Source organism: Thermostichus sp. MS-CIW-26 (assembly GCF_054059115.1).
Map to the genome: position 1 here is coordinate 1 of NZ_JBSSBV010000008.1, position 19,754 is coordinate 19,754.

13 protein-coding genes, 1 tRNA gene and 1 riboswitch are annotated in these 19,754 nt (G+C 58.7%); of the genes, 8 read left to right on the top strand and 6 right to left on the bottom strand.

Annotation, left to right across the window (positions count from 1 at the left end; genetic code table 11):
• Positions 1 to 170 precede the first annotated feature (170 nt).
• Together recG and purL are read left to right on the top strand one after the other, a co-directional pair.
• Positions 171 to 2,684 (top strand): ATP-dependent DNA helicase RecG, encoded by a 2,514-nt coding sequence (gene recG / locus ACVWZU_RS04390; protein WP_457443614.1) that lies wholly within the window; start codon positions 171 to 173, stop codon positions 2,682 to 2,684.
• Positions 2,685 to 2,984: 300 nt separating this feature from the next.
• Complete coding sequence (gene purL, locus ACVWZU_RS04395) at positions 2,985 to 5,291, top strand: phosphoribosylformylglycinamidine synthase subunit PurL (RefSeq protein WP_011434347.1); 2,307 nt, start codon at positions 2,985 to 2,987, stop codon at positions 5,289 to 5,291.
• Positions 5,292 to 5,377: 86 nt separating this feature from the next.
• On the opposite strand, the gene trxB is transcribed toward purL, so the two are convergent.
• Positions 5,378 to 6,808 (bottom strand): thioredoxin-disulfide reductase, encoded by a 1,431-nt coding sequence (gene trxB, locus ACVWZU_RS04400; protein ID WP_011434346.1) that lies wholly within the window; start codon positions 6,806 to 6,808, stop codon positions 5,378 to 5,380.
• 120 nt (positions 6,809 to 6,928) lie between these two features.
• Positions 6,929 to 7,108, bottom strand: a complete 180-nt coding sequence (locus ACVWZU_RS04405) for a hypothetical protein (protein ID WP_414356529.1) — start codon at positions 7,106 to 7,108, stop codon at positions 6,929 to 6,931.
• 187 nt (positions 7,109 to 7,295) lie between these two features.
• On the opposite strand from ACVWZU_RS04405, the gene glnA reads away from it, so the two are divergent.
• Positions 7,296 to 8,720, top strand: a complete 1,425-nt coding sequence (glnA, locus tag ACVWZU_RS04410) for a type I glutamate--ammonia ligase (RefSeq protein ID WP_457383959.1) — start codon at positions 7,296 to 7,298, stop codon at positions 8,718 to 8,720.
• 248 nt (positions 8,721 to 8,968) lie between these two features.
• On the opposite strand, the gene ACVWZU_RS04415 is transcribed toward glnA, so the two are convergent.
• Complete coding sequence (locus ACVWZU_RS04415) at positions 8,969 to 9,421, bottom strand: DUF4278 domain-containing protein (protein WP_414356533.1); 453 nt, start codon at positions 9,419 to 9,421, stop codon at positions 8,969 to 8,971.
• An 80-nt stretch (positions 9,422 to 9,501) separates the two neighbouring features.
• Positions 9,502 to 9,597, bottom strand: a riboswitch (Glutamine riboswitch).
• Positions 9,598 to 9,862: 265 nt separating this feature from the next.
• Here ACVWZU_RS04415 and ACVWZU_RS04420 point away from each other — a divergent pair.
• The gene (locus ACVWZU_RS04420) at positions 9,863 to 11,770 is read left to right on the top strand and encodes a cation:proton antiporter (RefSeq protein ID WP_457443569.1); all 1,908 of its coding nucleotides are present in this window, start codon (positions 9,863 to 9,865) and stop codon (positions 11,768 to 11,770) included.
• A 198-nt stretch (positions 11,771 to 11,968) separates the two neighbouring features.
• Positions 11,969 to 12,946, top strand: coding sequence for a GTP 3',8-cyclase MoaA (gene moaA, locus ACVWZU_RS04425; RefSeq protein ID WP_457443571.1), 978 nt, complete (start codon positions 11,969 to 11,971; stop codon positions 12,944 to 12,946).
• Here moaA and ACVWZU_RS04430 read toward each other — a convergent pair.
• Positions 12,943 to 14,307: a CRTAC1 family protein gene (locus ACVWZU_RS04430; protein WP_457443573.1), complete on the bottom strand. Its 1,365-nt coding sequence runs from the start codon at positions 14,305 to 14,307 to the stop codon at positions 12,943 to 12,945. The two genes, moaA and ACVWZU_RS04430, sit on opposite strands and share 4 nt — an antisense overlap.
• Positions 14,308 to 14,394: 87 nt before the next feature.
• On the opposite strand from ACVWZU_RS04430, the gene rpsT reads away from it, so the two are divergent.
• Positions 14,395 to 14,724 (top strand): 30S ribosomal protein S20, encoded by a 330-nt coding sequence (gene rpsT / locus ACVWZU_RS04435; protein ID WP_457443616.1) that lies wholly within the window; start codon positions 14,395 to 14,397, stop codon positions 14,722 to 14,724.
• Positions 14,725 to 14,847: 123 nt separating this feature from the next.
• Positions 14,848 to 16,107 (top strand): RNA-guided endonuclease InsQ/TnpB family protein, encoded by a 1,260-nt coding sequence (locus ACVWZU_RS04440; protein ID WP_457443618.1) that lies wholly within the window; start codon positions 14,848 to 14,850, stop codon positions 16,105 to 16,107.
• 64 nt (positions 16,108 to 16,171) lie between these two features.
• On the opposite strand, the gene ACVWZU_RS04445 is transcribed toward ACVWZU_RS04440, so the two are convergent.
• Positions 16,172 to 16,609, bottom strand: a complete 438-nt coding sequence (locus ACVWZU_RS04445) for a hypothetical protein (RefSeq protein ID WP_414329770.1) — start codon at positions 16,607 to 16,609, stop codon at positions 16,172 to 16,174.
• A 210-nt stretch (positions 16,610 to 16,819) separates the two neighbouring features.
• Between ACVWZU_RS04445 and ACVWZU_RS04450 the strand changes: the two genes are divergently transcribed.
• Positions 16,820 to 16,892: transfer RNA gene (locus ACVWZU_RS04450), tRNA-Arg, on the top strand.
• On the opposite strand, the gene ACVWZU_RS04455 is transcribed toward ACVWZU_RS04450, so the two are convergent.
• Positions 16,854 to 19,595, bottom strand: coding sequence for a sensor histidine kinase (locus ACVWZU_RS04455; RefSeq protein WP_457443620.1), 2,742 nt, complete (start codon positions 19,593 to 19,595; stop codon positions 16,854 to 16,856). The genes ACVWZU_RS04450 and ACVWZU_RS04455 overlap by 39 nt on opposite strands.
• Between the last annotated feature and the right edge of the window lie 159 nt (positions 19,596 to 19,754).

Genomic DNA, 19,754 nt, shown 5'->3' on the forward strand with positions numbered 1-19,754 from the left:
GGTCTACTATATCCCTCTCAATGACTTTTGCCAAACCGCCTAAAGCTCAGTAAATTCAGCAAAGTTCAGGGTTTTGGGGGTTAGAGGCATGCTCCTTCGGTTGTCCTGCCGTTGTTGGCTAAAGTTGGATTGATAAGGAGCACTCCCGGCAGCCAAGCAACTTGAGCCAGGTGGATCTACAGCGGCTTCAGCGCGCCCTTTCCCTAGAAGCAGAGGTGGGGTTTACCGACCTGCGGGGGCGAGAGCAGACCTTCTCCCAATTTTTGGGGAGCGTGTTCGGACAGGATCCCCCCTCTGACTGGGTGCTGAATGGAGATGACCGGCGGCGATGGAAAGAACTGGGATCCCGCTATACCCTGTATTCCGAGCTGGAGCTGCCCGAACGCCAGCACCTGGTGGCCGAAACCCGCCGCTGGCTGGAGCGAGTCCGACGTCAGCAAGAGCTGTCCCGACCGAGTTCCCACCAACCTGGCTCGTTTGCAGCCTCGTTGCCACAGCGCTCTGGTTTCCCTGCCGTAGGCGTAGCAACAACCCCCCCAGAGGCAGGGCGGAGCACGATTTCCCCATCTCTCCCCGCCGGCCTCAGCCTGGAGCAGCCGCTGCAGTTTCTCAAAGGGATTGGTCCCAAGTCGGCGGAGAAACTGGCACAACTGGGCCTACACAGCGTGCGGGATGCCCTCTACTACTTCCCCCGCGACTACCTGGACTATTCCCGGCGGGTGCTCATCCGCCAAGCCAAGGTGGGGGAGACCGTTACCCTTGTAGGGACGGTGAAAAGTTGCAGTTGCTTTACCAGCCCCAAGAATCCCTCGCTGACCATCTTCAACCTAAAGATTGCCGACAAAAGTGGTGTAATTACCCTCAGCCGCTTCTACAGCGGGCGGCAGTTTGCCCAGCGCAGTTGGCAAGCTTCCCTGGAGCGGCAATACCCCAAGGGGGCCCTGGTGGCTGCCAGCGGCCTGGTCAAAAAGGGCCGGTTGGGCCTAACGCTGGATAACCCGCAACTGGAGGTGCTGGGGGGAGAGGGCGAGGAGCTGGACAGGCTGGGCAAGATCTTGCCAGTTTACCCTCTCTCAGAAGGGATCCCCGCCGATCTGGTGCGCAAGGCGGTGCAACTGGCTTTGCCGGCGGCGGCCTTGGTGGAGGATCCCTTGCCGGCGGATCTCAAGCGGCAGTTGCAGCTTTTGGACTTGCCTGTTGCCCTGCAGCAGATCCACTTTCCTGAGACCCGAGAGCTGCTGGCCCAGGCCCGGCGGCGGCTGGTGTTCGATGAGTTTTTCTACCTACAACTAAGCCTATTGCAGCGGCGACACCGCTATCGTGCCCAAGCTCAGGCCATACCTCGTTACCAGCCGGCTAGAGGGGAGCTGTTGGATCGCTTCTACCAAATCCTGCCCTTTCAGCTTACCGCTGCCCAGCAGCGGGCCATCGACGAGATCCTAGCGGATCTGCGGGATCCCTTGCCCATGAACCGCCTCTTGCAGGGAGATGTGGGATCCGGCAAAACCGTGGTGGCGGTGGCAGCTGTGCTGGCAGCCATTCAATCCGGTTGGCAGGCGGCCCTCATGGCTCCCACCGAGGTTTTGGCCGAGCAACACTACCGCAAGTTGGTGGAATGGCTCAGCCAGCTGCAGGTGCCCGTTGAACTGTTGACTGGATCCACGCCCCCTGCTAAGCGCCGGGAGATCCTGCGGCAGTTGCAGACCGGGGAATTGCCCTTGGTGGTGGGCACCCATGCTCTCATCCAGCCGGCAGTGCAGTTTCGCAACCTGGGCTTGGTGGTCATCGACGAGCAGCACCGCTTTGGCGTGGAGCAGCGGGCCGCTCTGCAACAGAAAGGGGATCACCCCGATGTGCTCACTATGACCGCCACCCCCATCCCCCGCACCCTCACCCTGGCCCTGCATGGGGATCTGGATGTTACCCAAATTGACGAGCTGCCGCCGGGGCGCAAGCCCGTGCACACCCTGGTGGCCCGGCCAGGGGATCGCCTGCAGGTGATGCGGCTTATCGAGCGGGAAATTGCCCAAGGGCGGCAGGCCTACGTGGTGCTGCCGTTGATTGAAGAGTCGGAGAAGCTGGATCTCAAATCTGCCATCGAGGAACACCAGCGTCTGCAGGAAAAGGTCTTCCCCCAATTTCGGGTGGGCCTGCTGCACGGGCGCTTGACCAGTAGCGAGAAGGAAGCTGTCATTGCGGCCTTTCGCCGGCGGGAGCTGGATATTCTGGTCTCTACCACGGTGGTGGAGGTGGGGGTAGATGTGCCCAATGCCTCGGTGATGCTGGTGGAGCATGCGGAGCGCTTTGGGCTCTCCCAACTGCACCAACTGCGGGGGCGGGTAGGGCGGGGATCTGACCAGGCCTACTGCATCCTGATGACAGGATCCAAAAGCGAGGAGGCCCTGCGGCGGCTCAAGGTGCTGGAGCAGTCCCACGACGGGTTTTTCATTGCCGAGATGGATCTGCGCTTCCGCGGCCCAGGGGAGGTGATGGGCACCCGCCAGTCGGGGCTACCCGATTTTGCCCTGGCCAGCCTCATGGAGGATCAAGAGGTGCTGCAGCTGGCCCGCCAAGCGGCAGAGCAGCTTATTGTCCAAGACCCCGACCTGAAGCGCTGGCCCCCCTTAAGCCGCATACTGGAAGAGCGTCAGGCCTGTCTCTTGGGCCCTGGGTTGTTGACCTAAGCTAGGGGCAATTGGAGCATGACTCTAGTCAATAATAAGCTCAACTATACTGAAAATAATGTATAGTATGTTCAGTACGGATTACTACCAGTTGATCTTTCTGTTTACTTTCGAGTCTGCCAACATGGTAGCCAAAGCAAAGCAGAAAATTGGTAGTAAGACGACACGGAAACTGCGCTTTGGGTATTCTACTCAAAGCTTTGCGGGATACCGCCATTCTGTTTGGAAACAAACAGAATGCTATCGCTGCATAGTTGAACAGTGATGTTCAGCAGTGTTCAGCGTAAATGTATCAGCACTATGCCCTATACTCTCGAAGACTTAAAAGCCCACGGCCTTTCCCCGGCGGAATATCAACAGATCCAGCAGCAGCTGGGCCGGGATCCCAACCCCAACGAGCTGGCCATGTTTGGGGTGATGTGGTCAGAGCACTGCTGCTACAAAAACTCCCGCCCTCTGCTGAAAAACTTTCCCACCACGGGCGAGCGGGTAGTGGTGGGGCCGGGGGAAAATGCCGGCGTAGTGGATCTGGGGGAGGGGGATTGGCTGGCGTTTAAGATCGAGTCCCACAACCATCCTTCGGCAGTGGAGCCCTTCCAGGGGGCAGCTACCGGCGTGGGAGGGATCCTGCGGGATATCTTTACCCTGGGCGCCCGTCCCATTGCCCTCCTCAACTCGCTGCGCTTTGGGCCGCTGACCGATCCCCGCAACCGCCGCCTCATGGCCAGGGTGGTGGAAGGGATCGCCCACTACGGCAACTGTGTTGGGGTGCCCACCGTAGGCGGCGAGGTGGCCGTGGATCCCTGCTACAGCGGCAATCCCTTGGTCAACGTCATGGCCCTGGGGCTGCTGGAGACGCCGGCAGTGGTGAAATCGGCAGCGCGGGGGGTGGGGAACCCGGTCTTGTACGTGGGCGCCACCACCGGGCGGGATGGCATCCGCGGGGCCAGCTTTGCCAGCGCCGAGCTCAAGGAGGATGCGCAGCAGGATCGGCCGGCAGTGCAGGTGGGGGATCCCTTCCTGGGCAAGTGCCTCATCGAGGCCTGTCTGGAGGCCTTTGCCACAGGAGCTGTGGTGGCTGCCCAGGATATGGGGGCAGCCGGGATCACCTGCTCCACCGCGGAGATGGCCGCCAAGGGAGGGGTGGGGATCCGCTTTGACCTCGACCGAGTGCCGGCGCGGGAAAGCGGCATGGCTGCCTGGGAATACCTGCTCTCGGAATCCCAGGAGCGGATGCTGCTGGTGGTGCAAAAAGGCCGCGAGGCGGAGGTGATGGAGATCTTCCACCGCTGGGGTTTGCAAGCTAGTGTGGCCGGGGAAGTCATTGCCGAGCCGCTGGTGGAGATCTGGCACCAGGGATCCTGCGTGGTGCAGGTGCCGGTGCGGGCTTTGGCCGAAGACACCCCCGTCTATGTCCGTCCGGTGTTGCCAGAGCCGCCAGCCTACGTGCAGGCAGCGTGGCAATGGGATCCCGCCACTCTACCCCCTTGTGATTGCCAGGGGATCCACCTCGCTCAGGCAACGCTGGCATGGAAAGAGGTGCTGCTGCAGCTTTTGGCCAGCCCCACCCTAGCCAGCAAAGCCTGGATCTATCGCCAATACGACCACCAGGTGCAAAACAACACCGTCCTTTGGCCGGGCCAGGGAGATGCGGCGGTTATCCGCATCCGTTCCCAAAGGTTTGGCGTGGGCGAGGTGCCGCCCCTGCGAGCTTCCCGCAAGGCCATCGCTGCCACCCTGGATGGCAATGGCCGCTGGGTGTATTTGGATCCCTACGAGGGGGCCAAGGCAGCCGTGGCGGAAGCTGCCCGCAACCTCACCTGTGTGGGGGCCGATCCCCTAGCTGTTACCGATAACCTTAACTTTGGCAATCCCGAAAACCCGGTGGTGTACTGGCAGCTGGCCCTGGCCTGTCGGGGGATTGGAGATGCCTGCCGTGCCCTCGGTACGCCGGTAACGGGGGGAAACGTTTCTCTCTACAACGAGACCCTCACCCCCCAGGGATCGCAGGCTATCTACCCTACCCCTGTCATTGGCATGGTGGGTCTTATTCCCGACTTGAAATGCATCTGTGGCCAGGGGTGGCAGCAAGAAGGGGATCTCATTTACCTCCTGGGATCCCAGGCCCTCACCAGCTTGGGGGGCAGCGAGTATTTGGCGGTCATCCACCAGCAAGTTACGGGCCGGCCCGCGCCAGTGGATCTGGAATTGGAAAAGCGGGTGCAAGCTGCCTGTCGCCATGGAATCCGCCAGGGCTGGGTGCGCTCTGCCCACGACTGCAGCGAGGGGGGATTGGCTGTGGCTTTGGCAGAAGCCTGCTTGAGCGGAGGCCGCGGCGCAACCCTCTCCCTGGCTCCTGGATCCTTGCGCTGGGATCAAGCCCTGTTTGGAGAGGGATCCAGCCGCATCCTGGTTTCTGTGGATCCGGCCCAGCGCTCTGCTTGGGAAGCCTACTTAGAAGCGCAGCTTGCCGGCCAGTGGCAGCTTTTGGGAGAGGTGGGATCCCCTGCGGATCCCCTGCTCTTAAGGACGGCAGAAGAGGATCCCTTACTGGTGGTGTCTTTGGCAGCCATGCAGGCCGCCTACCACGGTGCCTTTTCGGACTAGCTGAGCCTCGGTTGGGAAACCGTTTTCTGCGCCCAGCTCCCTTCTCCCTTGGGGAGAGGGGCCAGAGGTTGGAGAGGACAACATCCTTAGGGGGATTTTTCCTCACACAAATTGGCCTGGATCACCTCTCGATATTGGGACTTGGGCTTAACGCCCACCAACTGGGCCACCAGCGTCTTGTTTTTGAAAAATTGCACCGTCGGGGTGCCCGCCACCCCCCCTGCCTCTGCAATCTCCGGATCTTTCTCAATATCGATCTCCACCACGTGCAGCTTGTCCGAGAACTCATCGATGATCTTGTTCAAGATCGGCTTGAGGGCATGACAAGGGGCACAGGTGGGGGCGGTGTACTTGACCATGAGCAGGCGATCGCTTTCGTGGTAGAGTCGCCGCAGGGCATAGCTCCCCTCATGGCAAGTCTTGCTGAAGTCTAAGTCATCCTGTCCATTCTCCTCAAAGCTGGCCTCCTCAACAGCAGGATCCCCAGCAGACTCTGCCGCAGAAGTCGCAGCAGGGCTGGGTTCAGGATGGCTTTGGGGAAGGACGTGATACTCCTGGGCCAAGCCGTGTTCCGAGAGCCAACGCTCTGCCAACATGGCCGCCATACAGCCAGTGCCGGCAGCGGTAATCGCCTGACGAAACTCGTGATCCTGCACGTCGCCGGCGGCAAACACCCCCTCCACACTGGTGGCCACGGATCCCGGGCGGGTGACGATGTAGCCGACTTCATCCAGTTCCAGTTGTCCTTTGAACAAGTCGGTGTTGGGCTTGTGGCCAATGGCATAAAATAGGCCACCCACTGACATCTCGCGTATTTCGCCGGTTTGGTTGTTCCGCACTTTCACCCCGGTCAGGCGCAGGCCGTCGCCCATCACTTCCACCGCCTCGGTGTTCCAGTGCACAGTGATCTTGGGGTTGTTGAGAACACGATCCTGCATGGCCTTGCTGGCCCGCATTTTGTCGCTGCGCACCAGCATGTGCACGTGGGATCCAAACTTGGTCAGGTAGGTGGCCTCCTCACAGGCAGTATCGCCGCCGCCGATCACCACCAATTCCACCCCTCTGAACATGGGCATAGCCCCATCGCAGACAGCACAAGCTGACATGCCCCGGTTCCAGTAGGTCTCCTCCCCCGGCAGGTGTAGGCGCTTGGCTGTGGCCCCGGTGGCGATGATCAGGCTGTGGGTGCGCAATTCCCGCTCGTCAGAACAGACGACAAAGGGCCGCTGGCTTAAATCCACAAAGGTGACATCTTCGGTGTAAAGTTCTGCCCCCCACCGCTGCGCTTGAGCCCGCATGTTCTTCATCAGTTGGGGGCCGGTGATGCCCTCGGGAAAGCCCGGAAAGTTCTCCACCTCGGTGGTGGTCATCAGTTGCCCGCCCGGGATCCCGCCCGCCTGGAACCCCTCAAACACAACCGGCTTCAGGTTGGCACGCCCAGCGTAAATGGCTGCTGTAAACCCAGCAGGGCCGGAGCCGATAATCACCACATTCTCAACCCGACTTTGCTCTGTCATCCGATGTCTCTCCTTCTGCAACAGGACTAAAAGTCAAACTCATAACGACTACGCTTTAGCTTAACACCCTTTGGCAAACCGGGCGAGCTGGGGGCCTGCTGATCCTAATTTTCGCTCGCCTCAGGCAACCGGGGCAGGGTTTTGCCCGCCCCATCCGGTTATTTCTGCCCAGAGGTTGGCAGGGTGGCGGCCATTGCTCAAGTTCTGGATCCCCAACACCCCATCTGGATTGACCAAAACCAACAGGGAAAGGGGAGCGACTCCGATGAGCGAAAAAGCGGTGTCCGAGATAGCCAGCAAGTGGGTCAGAAGGCCAGGCTCAAAGCAATTTTGTATCAGAAACTACAAAATGCCCGTGTTGGCCTTTCTAGGATGAGTGAGCGTTTTTGGCCTGTCTGGGTCGAAGCGTGGGGATCACCTGCTGGGATCCCATTTGTTTCAGCCACAGTTCCCCCAGTCTTAACCGCAACCCAATCAGGAGAGAGTAATGGCATCCACGCCCCAAGAAGTGCTTCAGATGATCCAGGACAACAACGTCCAGATAGTGGATCTCAAGTTTGTGGATATCTTTGGCACCTGGCAGCATGTTTCCTTCCACACCTCGATGATCAAGGAAGAAACCTTCACCGAGGGGCTTCCCTTTGACGGATCCAGTATCCGGGGCTGGAAAGCGATCAACGAGTCGGACATGTACATGGTGCCGGATCCCAAGACGGCTTGGATCGATCCCTTTCTGGAGGTGCCCACCCTCAGCATAACTTGCAGCATTGTTGAGCCGCGCACCGGCCAGCCTTATAGCCGTTGTCCCCGCAGCCTTGCCGCCCGTGCCGTTGCCTATCTGCAATCGACGGGCATTGCCGATACTGCCTACTTCGGGCCGGAGGCAGAGTTTTTCATCTTTGAGGATGTTCGTTTCGACCAAACCCAAAACTCGGCCTACTACTTCGTGGATTCCATCGAAGGTCGCTGGAACTCGGGCCGCGAGGAGAAAGGTGGCAACCTGGGCTACAAGCCTCGCTACAAAGAGGGCTATTTCCCGGCCCCGCCCACCGATGCCCATCAAAACATCCGCACCGAGATGCTGCTGACCATGGGCAAGTTGGGGGTGCCCATCGAGAAGCATCACCACGAGGTGGCTACCGGCGGGCAAGGGGAGTTGGGCTATCGCTTTGCCGATCTGATCACGGCTGCCGACTACATGATGGTTTACAAATACGTGCTCCGGAACGTGGCCCGCAAGCACGGCAAAACCGTCACCTTCATGCCCAAGCCCCTATTTAACGACAACGGCACTGGCATGCACACCCACCAGTCCCTCTGGAAGGATGGTCAGCCTTTGTTCTATAGCGAAGGCACCTATGCCAACCTGAGCGAGACGGCTCTCTACTACATCGGTGGCCTGCTCAAGCATGCCCCGGCGATCCTGGCCTTCACCAACCCCACCACCAACTCCTACAAGCGCTTGGTGCCCGGTTTTGAGGCGCCGGTGAACCTGGCTTACTCCCAGGGCAACCGTTCCGCCGCCATTCGCATTCCGGTGACCGGCAACAATCCCAAGGCCAAGCGTCTGGAGTTCCGCTGCCCGGATGCCACCTGCAACCCCTACATCGCCTTTTCGGCCATGCTGATGGCTGGCCTGGACGGGATCAAGAATAAGATCCATCCCGGCGAGCCCTTGGACAAAGATATCTACGATCTGGAGCCGGAAGAGCTGGCCAAGATCCCTTCCACGCCTGGATCCCTGCTGGATGCCCTGGAAAACCTGCAGAAGGATCATGCCTTCTTGCTGGAGGGAGGCGTCTTCACCGAAGATCTGATCCAGACCTACATCGAGTACAAGATCGACAACGAGATCAACCCCATGAATCTGCGGCCTCACCCCTACGAGTTCGCCCTTTACTTCGACGCCTAAGCGGTGTGGCCGATTCTGCAGCGGGATCCCTGATGGGATCCCGTTTTTTTCCGAGGAAATAGCACCCCTCAATTGTGGATCCCTTGGGCAACTTAGCTACTTTTGGTCAACAGCACCTCGTGCCAGCGTTGAAGCGTCCTGTGCCGTCCATCGACCTGAGGAAGCTCAACCCAGAAACCAAAAAGGGATCCCCAGCCGGGATCCCTTCTCGCTGAGCTCATGCCAGAGCATCAACAGTTACGGGCAGATCAGCTCATGCTGACACGGCTACGGTCGTAGTTGAGCCGGAAGGTGGGATGCACTTTTCCTTGGATGCGGTTCCAGAAGTTGCGCACGTTGACATGCAGGCCAATCTGCTCTGTACCGCGGATCAGCATGGATTGCTGACGAATCCGAATCAAACGTTGATGGCTCATCATCAAGCGGCGAGACAGGTCGTCCAAGAGGTGAGAACGGCCAGCAGCAGCCACCGGGGCAGATGCCTCTGCCGTCTGAACGGGTTGAGCCGATCCTTCGACCGCCTTGGGATGATAAGCCACACCTCGATAGAGCAGGTCAAGGTTGGTGGGCAAAACCACCGGCTTGGTCAGATGGCGGAACCGCCAGTCCAGCCCCCGGTAACGACCCCCCACTTTGCCGGGAGAAACCGCCGCTGTTGCAGAAGAGGGGGTGTAATCGACGCCACGGTAAAAGAGTTCCATGATCTTCGCCTCCAAATGAGTTGAGTTTTCATCCGTTCGCCTTCTCCCAAGAGAAGCCCCACGGTTACCAGAAGAGTTGAGGCGCGTTCCTTCGGGATCTCTCCCTACTTCCGTCCTCTGGCTGCGATGTCGCTCTACCCATGATGAGCCGCCCAGCACGCGAGAGGATGAACGATTTCTATCTACGTTCTGTATTATAAGCTACGGTTTTGGGGTGTTGTCAGCAACTTTTAACAAAAATTTCCACTGAGTTTCCGTCCAGCTTCCTCTGAATCCAGGCTGGATCTGAATCCGGGCTGGGCCAGCCGGGATCCTCGGGGGCAGCAGGGTGCAGAGCTTGAAGCCGAGTTCTTCGCTCTGTCCGAGATGCCAGAGGAAGCATTATCGTGGAAGAATCCTCAGGATTGGCTACAAAAGTTCACATTCCTCGGTGAGTGCCCTGTGCAGGAAGACTTTCGTCTGATTTTGGACATTGTGACGGTATTGGCGGCAGCGGCAGCAGGTGGATTCTTGGCTTCGCTGCTGAGGCAGCCGGTGTTGCTCGGCTACTTACTGGCCGGGATCTTGGTGGGGCCAACCGGGTTGGGGTGGATCAAAGAGTTGGTTCAGGTGGAAACCTTGGCCCAGTTTGGGGTGACCTTTTTGCTGTTCACCTTGGGGGTGGAGTTTTCCCTGAAAGAATTGCGCAAAGTGCGGGGGATCGCCGTTGGCGGAGGCATTTTGCAAATTGGCCTGACGATTTTGATCACGGCGGTGCTGGCGGTGGTCAGCGGCTGGTTGACGCCGGTGCAAGGGATCTTTTTGGGGGCCGTGCTCTCCTTGTCCTCGACTGCCGTGGTGCTGAAAAGTCTCACTGAGACCAACCAAATGGGCACTCCCCAAGCCCAGGCCATGCTGGGGATCCTGATTGTGCAAGATTTGGCGGTGGGGCTGATGTTGGCGGTGTTGCCGGCTTTGGACTCTCCCCTGCCGGAGCTGGCGGGATCCCTGGTCAAGTCGGTAGCGGAAATTGGCCTGGTGGGGCTGGGGGCAGTGGTGAGTGGCATTTGGCTCGTTCCGGCCTTCTTGCGGCTTTTGGCTCAGCAGGAGAGCAAAGAGGTGTTTTTGCTGGGGGTGATCAGCCTCTGCGTGGGGATTGCCCTGTTGACGGAGCGGCTGGGCATTTCCAGCGAGATTGGGGCCTTCATTGCCGGGCTGATGATCTCGGAGGTGGAATACGCCGACCAAACCCTGGACTATGTAGAGCCTTTGCGAGATGTGTTTGCTGCTCTCTTTTTTGCGGCCATCGGCATGCTCATCGATCCCAGCTTTATCCTCGGCCATCTGTTGCTGATCCTGGGGCTGGTGGGTCTGGTGATGGTGGGCAAGTTTTGCATCGTGGCTCCCTTGGCGCGGCTGTTTGGCTACGCTCTGCCGGCAGCGGTGGTGGTGGGGCTGGGCCTATCGCAAATCGGCGAATTCTCCTTTGTGCTGGCCAGCGAGGGGCAGGCTTTGGGATTGGTGTCGCGGCAGATCTATTTGTTGATTGTCAGCACCACAGCCGTTACCCTTCTGCTCACTCCCTTTCTGCTGAGGGGCGCTCCTCGACTGTTTTCCGGGCTACACGGGATCCCCTTCTTGGCCCGCTGGTTGGAATCGGGCGAGCGGCCCCGCGCTTTGGCCCCCGATGCTCCTCAACAGGGGCACGTGGTGGTGTGCGGCTATGGGCAGGTGGGGCAAGACATTGTGCGCATTCTCGAAGCCCGTCGTCACCCCCTCTTGGTCATTGATCAATCAGAACGGGTGATCCAACACCTGCGTTCCCGTGGGATCCCTTACCTCTACGGAAATGCGGCCAGCCCGTTGGTGCTGGAGAAAGCTTGCCTGCCCCAGGCCCGCGCCCTGGTCATTGCTCTGCCGGATCGCATGAGCATCCGCCTCTGCCTGAAACGAGCTCTGGAGTTGGCGCCGCAATTGGATGTGGTGGTGCGAGCTACCGACAAGGAAGACATCGAACAGCTCTATCAGTTGGGGGCCAGAGAAGTCGTCCACCCCGAATTTGAGGCCAGCCTGGGGCTGTGCAGCCATGTGTTGCTGGAGTTGGGAGAACCCCCAGACATCATTCAGCAGGAGATCCTGGCCATTCGCAGCAGCCACTACCGCGATCTGCGCCCTCTCCACCCCAGTTGTCTGATCCCCGCGCCTGTCAGTTGGCTGACACCGCCGGCCCCACCTCCCTCTCCCCCCCTCCCCGCCAATGCCAACGGCAGCCACGACAGCCACCCACCTGAGTCTGTGCTGGCCTGGTGGGAACGCTGGCAGCGGCCTGTTCAACCCGAATGGGCAGGGATCCCTGGCTCTGCCGAGTAGAGATTTGCACCTCAATCTTCGTAGTATCCTGCAAACTGGAGGTGTGGCCACTGCAAGTTGCAAGCCTCGGGACAGTTCCCCCGCTGCCTTTGCGGATGGAGACGCTGGGAGGTTTTCCAGAGGCAACGGAAAGGGTCCTCGGCGTTGCTCGGCACTCTGGGGGGAGGGGTGCCCCATCTGTTTCTGGCATAGGTTGCCATGCCGACCGTTAACTATCTGCGCATCAGCTTGATCGATCGCTGCAATTTCCGCTGCCAGTACTGCATGCCTGACGAGGCGGAGTTGACGTGGCTGCAAGCCCCAGAGCGTTTAACGGATGAGGAAATCCTCACGTTGGTTCGAGAGGTGTTTTTGCCGTTGGGGATCGATTGCTTTCGCCTCACCGGCGGCGAACCCCTGCTGAGGCCGGGGCTGGAGTATCTCATCCGGGCCCTGTGCAGCCTGCCTGGGGTGAGAGATGTGGCCCTTACCACCAACGGCTTCAACCTCAGCCAAAAAGCTCAACTCCTCTATGAAGCGGGGTTGCGCCGCATCAACATCAGCTTTGATTCCCTCAACCCCGAGACCTTTCGACTGATCACGGGGCGGGATCGCTGGCGGCAGGTCTGGGCCGGGATCCAAGTTGCTCACCAAGTGGGGTTTGATCCCCTCAAGTTGAATGTGGTGGTGATCCCTGGGCTCAACGAATCGGAAGTGGAAGATCTGGCTGCCCTTACTCTGGAGCGACAATGGCATGTGCGCTTCATCGAGTTTATGCCCATCGGCAATGCTGCCCTCTTCCAGCAGGCCGGCTGGGTAGAGTCTGAGGTGCTGCGACAGCGAATTCGCGCTCGCTTTGGCCTGGAACCTGGGTTTGTGGCCGGCAATGGGCCGGCGGATGTGTTTCGCATCCCGGGGGCAAAAGGCACCTTGGGCTTTATCAGCCAGATGTCGGAGTGCTTTTGTAATCGATGCAACCGCATGCGGCTGTCCAGCGACGGTTGGCTGCGCCCTTGCCTGCTCAACGAATCCGGCCAAATCAACCTGCGGGATCCGCTGCGAGCTGGGATCCCTGCCGAAAGGCTAAGACAGCAGGTGCGAGAACTGCTAGACATCAAGCCGGACATCAACTTCAAAGGACGGGACACCGGCAGCCAGGGATCCTACCGGCGCACCATGTCTCAGATTGGCGGCTAGCGGGGATAAGGGATCCGCAAAAGCTGGTTGACCGGTGGGTGGGCCACCTGCAACTGTTTCCCATCCGGCCACTGGATCTGGATTTCCTTGACCCCTGTTTCGGATCCCAGGCCAAAGTGGGCCACCGGCTCCATCTGACAGAGGTAGCCACTGCCGGCGTCGATGGCCTGGATCTGGGTACGGGTGGAGGTGAGCAGCCTTACCAACGCGCCGCGGGCCGGGGCTCCCTGGCGGGTGAGGGGCAGAACCCTCAGCCAGTTGTTGGCATTGGCCTGAGGGCGATAGAAGCTCAGAGGCTGGGCGCCAGACTCCCCATGGGCAATCAACAATTCCAGACGACCATCCCCATCCACATCGGCCACCGCTGCTCCTGTCCCCAATCCCTGCGGCTCGGCAGCATCTCCAATGTCGATGGCTTGCCAACGGCCTGAGCGCCAAGCAAACAGACGGTTGGGCTCGCCGATGTTGTTGAAAAACAGCTCCGGATAGCCGTCGTTGTCGAAGTCGGCAGCGATGACTGTGCGAATGCGAGAGGGCCTGGCCAGCTCAGGGGGGGCTACATCCTTAAAAAAACCGCCGGGGGCCTGGATCCAGAGGCGATGGGGGCCTTCCCAGTTGCCGTAGAGCAAATCCAGCCGTCCATCCCCATCCAGATCCACCGCCGCCACGCCACGTCCGTGCTCGTCCGGATCCGCCAGGCCCACCTCAGCGGCAATCTCTTCAAAGGTGCCATCCCCCCGGTTGCGAAACAGAAAGTTGGGCCCCTGCTCATTGACGGCAAAAATGTCCATCCGCTGCGAGACCAAGGGCAAGGCCACCAGACCCCGCCCGCCCGTCACCCGATTCAATCCCGCTTCTGGCGCCACGTCGGCGATCATTTGGTTAGGGCCCAACTCGTAGAGGCGCATAGGGCCGCCGTAGTTGGCTACGAAAAATCCATAGCTCCCCTGGCCAAGACGATCCACACAGGCTACAGAGCGACCTGCGGTCAAGTTGAGGGCATCTTGGTTTTGCGGCAGGGAGAACAGATCCACCCAGGCGGATCCCTGCCAGTCGAACAGGCGATCCCCAAAGCGCTTGCGCCCCCCGAAGGTATCGGTATTCAAAACGTAGAGTTCCTCTTGCCCGTCCCCGTCAAAGTCGGCGGCAGCCACCCCAATTGCCATGCGCCCTGCATCGGCCAGGATGTCGTCTGCTTGATCCACCAGGGTTTGCCCATCCCACTTCAAGACTCGATTGGAGCCGCGGAACCCGCACACAAACAGCTCAAAGGCCCCATCCCGATCCAAATCGCAAGCGGCAACCCCGTAGAAAAGGGCAGGTGGGTTAAAGCGGATCTGCGAGCTGCAATCTTGGAACATGGGGATCCCATCGGAGAACAATAGGAACTGGTGGAGCTTCCAGCTCTGATGGTATGCTGGATCTTCGCTGGAACTTCCCCTTCAACCATGCCACGCATCAAATCTGCCATCAAGCGCGTTCAGATCGCAGAGCGTAATCGGCTGCGCAATAAAGCCACCAAAGCCATGGTGCGCGCTCTGATGAAGAAAGTGATCTCCCTCTCAACTGCCTATGCCGCCAACCCACAGCAAGAAACTCTGCAGGAAATCCAGGCGGCGATGAGTGCTGCTTTCAGCCGCATTGATAAAGCTGCCAAAACCGGCGTCCTGCACAAAAACACAGCCGCTCGTCGTAAGGCTCGGCTGGCCCGGATTGTGAAGCTATCTGTGGCTTCCTCGGAAAAATCCCAGGTTGAGGCTTTGGGTGGGCGTGATTGACTTCTCCTGCTGCTTCGGAAGTGGTGCTTGTGCGGGATTTCAGCTAGAAATCGCAGGAGCCCCGCACTGTACCCGTAGGGTCAGTGCCGGAAGGAATGCGCTTTGATGAAGTACAATGAACTTATGAGCCAAGTCCTGACTGTCTCCTGTAAGCTCAAGGCGTTCCCGTCACAAGCCGCCAAATTGGACGCGACGATGGAGGCTTTTGGCCAAGCCTTGAACTGGGTCAACCAGAACACGCCGGAGAAGATCGTCAACGCGGTCAAACTGCAATCCCTTTGCTACTACGAGATTCGAGCTCGGTTCGGCTTGTCCAGTAACTTGGCAAGGACTACGTCCCGCTTACGCGACCAACAGGTGTGCAGACGGGTGGCAGGCGCTCGCAAAGTGGCGAGACAGCGCAACCGTCCGGTTAAAGAGTTCAAGCGTAGGTTCGTTACCTACGACGCGCGTATCTTTTCATTCCGCGAGAAAGACTGGACGGTGTCGCTGACCACGGTTGAAGGGAGAGAACGCTTTGAGCTAGCCATTGGTAACTACCAGAGGGGAATGCTGGCTGGCTCTAACCCCAAATCGGCCACCCTAGTCCAGCGGAAGGATGGCTCCTACTACATCCAGATTTGCGTAGAGAAAAACCCGCCCAAGCAACAAGATACCGACAAGGTGATCGGGGTGGACTTGGGCAGGACGGATATTGCCCATACGTCAGAGGGGGACAATTGGAATGGACAGCAGTTGAACAGAGTCCGAGACCACTACTCCCGGTTGAGGGCGGTACTTCAACGCAAAGCCAGTAAGGGCACACGCAGTTCGCGGCGCAGATGCAGAGAACTGCTGCAACGGCTGTCTGGCAAGGAAAGACGCTTTCAGTCGCGTCAGCGTTGCGTAGCAAAAACGTGGGTCAATCATCGCATCTCCAAAGCTATTGTCTCTAGGGCAAAAGCTACCAACAGCGCTATTGCTCTGGAAGACCTGACAGGGATCCGGAAAAGAGTCAATCAACAGCCGCGCAGCAAAGCCGAGCGGCGCAGGGCCAACAGTTGGGCGTTCTACCAACTACGCCAGTTTCTGGAATACAAGGCGAGGGTTGCAGGGGTTTCTCTGGTTCTTGTGCCGCCTGCTTACACGTCGCAGACCTGTCACCGGTGCTTACACATCCACCCTGAGCAGGGCAAGTCCTACCGCAGTGGCAAGTCGTTCAAGTGTGGGCACTGTGGATGGGAAGGGGATGCGGATTTGAATGGTGCGAATGTGATTGCGCTTTTGGGGGCTGTCGTAAACCAGCCTAGAGGTTCGGGCCTGTTTTGTTCTCTGGTAGAGCAGAGCAGGCTCAGGGCTACTGAAAGCCCGCTCCGTAACGCTTTAGCGGTCGGAGTCGGGTAGTTTACCCGCACGCAAACGAGATTTTGCCTCGGTGCCGGCAGGGATCCCAAGTGGCAGCCAAAGCCTAATCTTGAGTATCCAACCTGCGCACCAACCAGCGCCGCAGCGGATGCCACACCGGCAAGGATAGGATCCAGCGGGATTGCTGCTCCAGCATGAGACGCTCCACCGGATACAGGCCGAACAGCTCATAGCGGCTTTGGGCAATCAGGATCCCCATCGTGAAGCTGACACAGAGCAACAACCCCAAAGTCGGCCATCCTGGGCGGTGAAACAAGGCATATCGCAGGCCCGTCCAAGTAAAGTAATCCCACAGGCGGGCTATATCCGCTCGCAAAGCCCAAAGGCTAGGGATCCCGACTACCAGCCACAGCAGGCCCAGAAAGATGAAGCTACCGCCGTGGTAGAGGCGCAACAGGCGCTTGGCTGCCGGAGACAGGGATTGAGTGCCGGAAGAAGCTTTCTTTCGCCCAACTGAGCCAGGATCAGGGAGCAATGGCATGGGGATCCCGATGTTCAACACCTCAAAACCCATTTTGGCCGGGTCTGCGCCGGGAAAGCTCGGTCACATGGGATCCCGACCCGGCTCCCTAAGTCAAACCGCGCAATTTGCCCAAGCAACAATGCAGAACTCAAGGTCAGAGGCAGGTTGGTCGGGGTCAGAGAATGGGAACTGGGTCGGGGATATAATGGCTCTGCACCCTTTTCTTCGGCCTTGCTAGCTCAAAGGATAGAGCACCGACCTTCTAAGTCGATGGTTGCAGGTTCGAGTCCTGCGCAAGGCGCTGGGCTCTGTTTTGGGTTTCCGGCAGGCTGCCCTGGTGGGGGCACCACACCTGAGCAATCACCTGCCGGGAGTGGCTTTCTACCCGCAGGGATCCGCCCATCAGCTTCACTGCCTTTTGAACCAGCGATAGACCCAAGCCCGTTCCCCCGGCGTTGCGGCAATCCAACTGGGGGAGGCGATAGAACTTTTCAAAAAGGCGGGGCAACGCTTCTGCAGGAATTTCCACCCCTGTATTGCGCACCGTGATCAGCCAGCCGGGACGGCCATTGGAGTTAGCCTGGCTCACACTCAAATAGATGCTTTCCCCAGTGGGGGTGTACTTACACGCATTGTTTAAAAGCTCGCTGACCACCCGCGACAAGAGGCTCTCATCTGTGTAGAGGGGCCAAAGGTCGGGATCCCATTCCACCTGGAACTGTTGGCCTTGCTGCGCAGCCCGCAGCCGGAAGGGCTCGGCAAGATTGGGGATCCATTCCTGGGGAGATAAACAGGTAAGTCTGAGGACTTTGTTTCCGGATTCGAGGGCTTGCAATTCCAACAGGTCGTTGATTAACTCCAGCTCGCGGTTGGTCTCCATCTCCAAAATCTGCAAGTAGCGCCTTTCCCGCTCAGTTAGGTTGGCTTTAGATAGAAACCCAATAGCCAGCTTCATGTTGGTGAGAGGTGTGCGCATTTCGTGGGAGACCATGTGCAGAAACTCATCTTTGAGTTGGTTGAGCTCCTGCAACTGTTGCACCTGACGCTGGATCGTTTGATAAAGACGTGCTTGGCGAATGGCGATGGCACATTGGCCGGCTACCCGTTGGATAAGCCGTTGTTCCCGCTCGGTAAATATCTGCCCCGGTGGACGGGATCCACAAATATCTCCCAAAACAAGCAGTTCCTCGTGTTGAGCTGTCAGATCCCTTTTGTCGCAAATGGGAGCGATGATCAGGGTGTAGCGGTCGTGGTTGGGCCAGCAGGGGTGATGGAAGTTGCTCAATTGGCAAAGCTGTCCGCGCTGGAGCTGACGAAGCACATGGGCGAAATCCGCAAACGAAACCTCCAGGGGGAAGCGCCGGATCCCTTCTCCGGCCAAATAGTCCACCGCCAAAACGCTGACCTGCCGCTCTGGGTCATGAAGGGCAATGGTGCAATTGGATAGGTTCAAGCTCAGGGCCAGTTCTCGGGCTACCGTTTCCAAGATTTTTTGTTCATCCAAAGTGGAGCGAATTTCTTCGGTGATGAGCTGGAGTAGCGCTTCGTCGTTGTAAGCTTGTTCGAGCTCTGCATTGCGCACCCGTACTTGGTAATCCAATTCAGCATTGGTCTGTTGCAGCTTTTGATAAAGCTCTGCCTGCTGAATGGCCACTGCCAGGTGCTCCCCAATGGCCTTGGCCAACTCGATCTCATCGGTTTGCCAATCCGGATCTGAGGTCAGGCGCCGCAGGGACAGGGCACCCCACACTTTTCCCTGGCAAGCCACTGGGATCACCAACCAAGGGCCCAGGTGGTATTCTCGCTTTTCATGGATAGCAAAGGGATCCAAAACTTGCTCGGGATCCGGCGCATGAAAAACTTGCAGCTGCTTCAAGTATTGGATGGCCACAATGTCTGGACTATCCGGGATGTGCAGGTGAAGGGCAGTGGGCAGATCAGGCGATTGGACGTAGCTGGCAACACCTAACCATACAGCCTCAGCCGGCAGGTACTGGTAAAGGGTAACCCGTGCTGCCTGTAACACTGCCCTCACTTCCCGGACTGCCACATCAAACAGGGTGGGCAAGTCGAGCGAGGCGTTGATGGCCTGAATGAGCTGGCTGAACAGCCTTTCTCGCTGCAATTGCCGCTGCAGCTTCAGCTCGGCTTGCTTACGAGGGGTGATGTTTCTAATGATCATCAGGACTTGATCTTCCCCATAGGGGACGATGCGAGCCTGCCGATATTGGGGCTGAGGGGATCCCTCTGGGCAGGGGTATTCGATCTCTTGAGCTTGCCGGGTTGCCAAGGCCAGCTCCAGATGCTCGCGAATGGCTTGGGCTATGGGTTCCGCCCCACCGGTGCAACCGGTATCAGGAAACAGCTCTTCAGGAGTTTTGCCCAGGTAGTAGGCAGGGGGATGGGGGACAGAAAAATGGCTGGGCGGCTTGAACTCCAGACATCGGCCCTGGCGATCCAGACAAAGCAGCATGTCGGGCAGGGCTTCCAGGAGCTGGCGATAGTGGCGCTCTCGCTCGGCCAAGGTGGCCTCTAGTTGCTTGCGCTCGCTGATATCCAGGGTCACCCCGACAACCTGGCCGGGATCCCCTTTCGGCCCCAAGAGCACAATCCCCTGGGAAAGCTGCCAGCGCATCTGGCCGTCGGCCTGGTAAACCCGATATTCCACCGAAAAGTTGGGATCCCCCTCTACCGCCCTGGGCCCAGCCGTCTGCAAAGCTTCTTTCACCCTTTGGCGATCTTCCGGGTGAACGTGCTGCAAAAACACTTCCAGGGTGAAATCTTGGCCGGGATCCAGCCCGTATTTGGCCTTGCACTGGGGAGAAGCACTCAACTCCCAGGTGCACAGATCCAGTTGCCAATAGCCCAGTTGGGTGGCTTCTAAGGCCAAATAGAGATGCTCCGGATAAAAGCTGCCGTCTCCTGGCCGCACCGGCACCAGGCGGTATCGAGTTGAAGCCATCTCCCTCACCAGACGGTTAATTTGCCGCAAGCCCTGCCTCATTGTGGACGATTTTCAGGAGACGTGAGGGATCCTACTATTCGAATTGCCAGAAATTCCTAACCTTAAGCATGGCTTCAGAATGACTTTGGAAATGTATTCTTTGACACCAACCCTTCAGCCTGAGCTAGGCTTCAAACCCACGGGGAGAAGGCTACCCTG

What these genes read in the sequence shown, in the direction of transcription:
- purL (WP_011434347.1), top strand. Translation starts at nt 2,985, where the DNA reads ATGCCCTATACTCTCGAAGACTTAAAAGCCCACGGCCTTTCCCCGGCG.
- trxB (WP_011434346.1), bottom strand. Translation starts at nt 6,808, where the DNA reads ATGACAGAGCAAAGTCGGGTTGAGAATGTGGTGATTATCGGCTCCGGC.
- glnA (WP_457383959.1), top strand. Translation starts at nt 7,296, where the DNA reads ATGGCATCCACGCCCCAAGAAGTGCTTCAGATGATCCAGGACAACAAC.
- ACVWZU_RS04415 (WP_414356533.1), bottom strand. Translation starts at nt 9,421, where the DNA reads ATGGAACTCTTTTACCGTGGCGTCGATTACACCCCCTCTTCTGCAACA.
- moaA (WP_457443571.1), top strand. Translation starts at nt 11,969, where the DNA reads ATGCCGACCGTTAACTATCTGCGCATCAGCTTGATCGATCGCTGCAAT.
- ACVWZU_RS04430 (WP_457443573.1), bottom strand. Translation starts at nt 14,307, where the DNA reads ATGTTCCAAGATTGCAGCTCGCAGATCCGCTTTAACCCACCTGCCCTT.
- rpsT (WP_457443616.1), top strand. Translation starts at nt 14,395, where the DNA reads ATGCCACGCATCAAATCTGCCATCAAGCGCGTTCAGATCGCAGAGCGT.
- ACVWZU_RS04440 (WP_457443618.1), top strand. Translation starts at nt 14,848, where the DNA reads ATGAGCCAAGTCCTGACTGTCTCCTGTAAGCTCAAGGCGTTCCCGTCA.
- ACVWZU_RS04445 (WP_414329770.1), bottom strand. Translation starts at nt 16,609, where the DNA reads ATGCCATTGCTCCCTGATCCTGGCTCAGTTGGGCGAAAGAAAGCTTCT.
- ACVWZU_RS04455 (WP_457443620.1), bottom strand. Translation starts at nt 19,595, where the DNA reads ATGAGGCAGGGCTTGCGGCAAATTAACCGTCTGGTGAGGGAGATGGCT.